This window comes from Neisseria sp. HMSC70E02 (genome assembly GCF_001838645.1).
GTDB lineage: Bacteria > Pseudomonadota > Gammaproteobacteria > Burkholderiales > Neisseriaceae > Neisseria > Neisseria macacae.
Genome location: NZ_KV838064.1, coordinates 1 through 4,334, shown reverse-complemented (window position 1 = coordinate 4,334; position 4,334 = coordinate 1). Strand labels below are relative to the sequence as shown.

General features: G+C 42.8%; 2 protein-coding genes and 1 pseudogene. All 3 read right to left on the bottom strand.

Annotated elements, in window-relative coordinates:
- A pseudogene (locus HMPREF3277_RS01160) lies at positions 1 to 487 on the bottom strand (hypothetical protein); the annotation flags it as partial.
- Positions 488 to 495: 8 nt separating this feature from the next.
- Entirely contained in the window at positions 496 to 3,306 is a 2,811-nt protein-coding gene (locus tag HMPREF3277_RS01155) for a phospholipase D-like domain-containing protein (protein WP_246830738.1), read from the bottom strand.
- Between the two features lie 40 nt (positions 3,307 to 3,346).
- The coding region (locus HMPREF3277_RS01150) for a DUF2345 domain-containing protein (RefSeq protein WP_246830737.1) at positions 3,347 to 4,334 on the bottom strand (988 nt) is incomplete at its 5' end.

The following is a 4,334-nucleotide window of genomic DNA, read 5'->3' as shown; positions in this document are numbered from 1 at the left end:
CGACATCAATATAAAGCGACCACCAATAATGTGCACTGGCGGGTAGGATTTTCATTAGCTTCTCGTTCCAATAAATACCCTCGCCACGACGTTCGCGGGTTTCGATATTGATGTCTTTACTTTTCAGCAAGATTTCCTGCAAAGTCAGGTTTGCCTGCCAATGTCCGTTAGCGGCGGCAATACGGTAATACGGCAGATAACGGTCAAGTACGCCCGGTTTAGGCAGCCAACGGTTTTTAAAATCGTGGTAAAGGGCGTAGCGATATAGTTGATCAGCTTCCTGTGGCAAAGAAGGAAACTGTTCTTTGACACAGGTAAATTCTAAGTTCTTAAGTTTAGAGGAATATGAGCCCATAACTTGTTTTCCTGTTTCTGTTTGGGGATTTTTAACGACATCAATTGCAACCTTGGCTAGTTCTCTACCTATATCACATGCAGTCAGTAATGGGATACTGATTAATATAGCGGATAAAATTTTGATCCTCATATCATTTCCTAATCCAAATCTTGGGTATAGACTTGGTTTTTATTAGTTAAATCAAACTCCAGAAGTGGCATTATTCTGGCCCGTTTTGCCTTTTTCATAACTTTATTATCTTCCAACAAACTCTCCCATGTTTTAAAGACTTCATTAGATACCACGGGATCTACCAGCTGCTCTCCTGGATTCATCTCTTCATTACCATTCGTATGCCACCCCCAAGTTTCATGCCTTATCTTGTATGAAGCCGGCTGACTTTCGACAGCTACATTTAACTCACTGTCTATCTGCATACTACGTGTATTGATATTGGCAGAACCGAGCGTAGCGAAGGTATCGTTGATTAGGCAAAGTTTGGAATGGATATAAATTTCTTCCCAGTCTTCGGCAACCAATGTACAAATATGCACCTTGATACCTTCTTTTTCCAAATCTTCCTTCAAAATTTTGCGAAGCTCTTCAGTATTTTTTGTCTTTTTGACTTTCTCCGCCAGCTCCCTCTCTTTGACTTCCCTATCGTTCAGACCTTCAATAGGTTTCAACGGCGGAGGCGGCAAAATAAAATCGGGTAGGATTTTGCGCCAAATACTGTCTGCGGAAAGATTGGGGAACATGCGTTGTATTGCATTGCCATACCCTGCCTGCTCCAAAATACGTTCACGTGCGACAGTAGGCATAACATCACGACGCCCCAAACTTGCAAGCATGCGTTCAGTGTTGATCATTCCCGGTCCTAACCCTTCTTTAGAAGAATTGGTAACCACAAAGACACAAAGAGGCTGCATCCCAGAAGCATCAATCCCAAAACGTTCGGCAAAGTTTTTACGCTCTTTACAGCTATCGCGTAATGCTTCAGCAAATGGAGGGAAACGGAAATACTGGTTTTCAAAATAGATATAGGAAGTTGCCATTTTGAAATTTTGATTATATAAAGCCAGTATGTTTTCTTCCTGATATTCGGGCTGTGTACGCAGAACTTGAGCATATAGCAACTCTGTTTGCGAATCGTCTTTTTCAACGTTTTGGGGCTTGAACTGTTCACGCTTCACACGTTCAACCGGCTCTATTTTATCCATCCGGTTTTGGTAATAACCGTTGTCTTCAATTGCTTTATTCCAACCTTGAACAAAATTGGCATCAATGTCGTACAACACTTTCCCTGTCAACTTACAGGAGATATCCTGACGCGGCGTACCAAAAAATGCACCTGCGCTTGGATCACGTCCGCGCATTTGACTTTCTTCTATATTTTCTAACTTTTCCAGCTCTACGACTTCTCCTGGACCTTTTCTGCTCGTTGTATAGGTTTTATACTCATCAGGCAAAGCATAGTGGTCACTAGTATCCCAATAACGGTCAAGCATATTGTGCCCCATCACAAAACCAACTGCCGATTTTGGATCGGTATAGTCAATCATGACGCTTTTTTGATGATGGGTTGGTGTAAATCTCAATACGTCTTTGGTTAAAGCGGACAATCCTTTATCTTCAAAGGGGAAATCTTTCGGGAAAATTGCAGGGTTAATTTCCCGAGGAAGAAAAGAGACTTTTTGTTTCCGATTTTTATAATCCTCTTGGTTGCGCAGACGCATAAAAGCCATTGTATTAGGATATTTCTTTTCGTTTCGCAATAAGAAATAGTAATTCATACAATTGACGTAATTACGGAATAAATTGAAATTAAAAAATAAATCCCAAATACTTTCTAGGTTGTCTTTTAATCCGCCCAATTTCTCTAGACGACTTGTGACACTCCCCTTAACTTGATCGATTAGGTGAACCGGTTCTGTTCCCTTAACTTCTTCTTTTACTTTTGCAAACAACTTATCAAATAAGGCAATACGCAAGTCATCAACATCGTTTACCGGACCATTACTGTTAAGGCCTGTAACCTTGGACACGACACCAATAGCGGTTTTAACTAATTTTCCATCCCTATATTCCTCATATAATCCTTGGGCGGCAGTATGCACATAATTCATCAAACGGAAATGGATTTCCTCTCTAATGCCAAAACGCATATTCCGCCATCCATCTCTCAATTCCTTAATCCAATCTGGTAATAAATGGGTATCAAAGAATTCCTTAAATTCGTCTATTCCGGTGCCAACGCTCTTTTTAACCCTCAAGACAAATCCGACAGCCCCCATCCCCAGACCGTGGAATTCATCATGCAGACTTTGAAATTCCTCCATGGTTTTGTGAAATTCTTCATCGCTTGTAATGGTATTGTAACCTTCCACGGCATCGTACCATGCCCAGTCAAAACGCCTTTGTTCTACGGAATGACTGCGTTTTCCACGATAAAATTTATGCCTCTCTCTAGAACCCATTTTATGCATAGCAACTTTAGGCTCTAGAAATTTTTCTTTTTCCAATTTCTCAAAATGGTTATAAATGCTGTCAGGTTCCAGTATAAAGTCTAAGAAATGTTCATACGCCAAGTATTCATGCATGAACAATAAAGTACTTCTGCCCGGTGTATTGTCTTCAAGAAATTTTTCTGTTGCAAAAGGGTTTGTCTGCCAACATAGTATTTTGACATCTACATTGTTCTGTATGAACTTTTCCATCAGCAACTCGCCAATAGGCGCACCTGCCAAATTCACCCCCCTTTTAAAATACATGGAAGGTTGGAAACCCCAGCAGACTATCTCTACACTTTTTTTTGCTTTTTCGATCGAGTCATACAGCTCGCCGAATGCGACTTCTCCGTTTACCAGCGAAAGAAAAGTAGCTTGCTCGGCAGAAGGTACATTTTTATTCCCTCCTTTACCGACAAACCAGCTTTCGGTTACTGTAGATTTTTTTTGAGTAATCGGCATTTGGCCATTCTTGGGCTTAGACTTACTTTGTGTTTTTGGATCATTTGGCATCGTTATTATCCGTAAAAATTCCTTGAACTAATTTGGCGTATTCTTCAACTTCCGGATTTGCACTTCCCGGGAAGAAACCTTTGCTGGTGTATTTATCTTTTCCTTCACATTTCTTGACAACTGGCAAATGGAATACCCGACCATTGGCAAGCTCTACCTTATACTTACCTGTAGTCAATTCATGTTCTATTTCCAACTCACCCTTCGCATTGAGTATCCCTTTCATTTTTTCTACACCGTCCGCAAATAAAACATAAGGCATACCGGCAAAACCTCCGCCCCCATGAGCCGATTGTCCCACCTTCAATTTCAAAGGAATTTTAGGTATTGTTTTCGGCCATGATGGATGGTTGTAATTCATACTGGCAGGCCCCGTCACCTCCAACGGCGCCTTCACCCGTACCAGCTTCGGACTGCCAATCTCAATTTCTCCATTCGAGAATTTGATGTATGCGCCTTTACAGGTAATTAAAACTTCCTCTTGCGCTGCAATATTTACTCTGCCCGCACTGCTGGTCAGTACCGTATCCTTCAGCGCATTCAACTGCAGCTCGTCATTCTGTGCCTGCACTTCCACTTTGCCCTGATTGGCCTGCACCTTGATGCCGCTGCTTTGCGCAAACAGGTTGAGGCTTTCTACTGCATGGGCGGTCAGGCTTTGGCCGGCGGTGATGTCGGTATGGTTGCCGCTGACGAGGTGGATGTTTTCATTGGCAGTGTGCAGTTGGCTTTGTTGGGTTGCGGTGGCGATGCCGGCGGGGGCGGTTTGGATCAAACCGGCCTCTTTCAGGTCTTTGAGGGCGTCTTTCAGACGACCCCTTTGGGTTTCTTCATCGGTGTGGTGGTTGTTGGCGGTTTGGGCGGCTTTGTTCAGGCTTTTGGCGAGGGAGAGTGCCTGTTCAATCTGCGCGATGGCATCGTCCATATCCAGCACTTTGCCGTTGGCGTCTTGGTTTTGTGCGCTGACGAGTATGCCT

Bases quoted from the DNA above. Each gene is read 5' to 3' on its own strand.
- HMPREF3277_RS01155 (WP_246830738.1), bottom strand. From the start codon at position 3,306: ATGCCGATTACTCAAAAAAAATCTACAGTAACCGAAAGCTGGTTTGTC.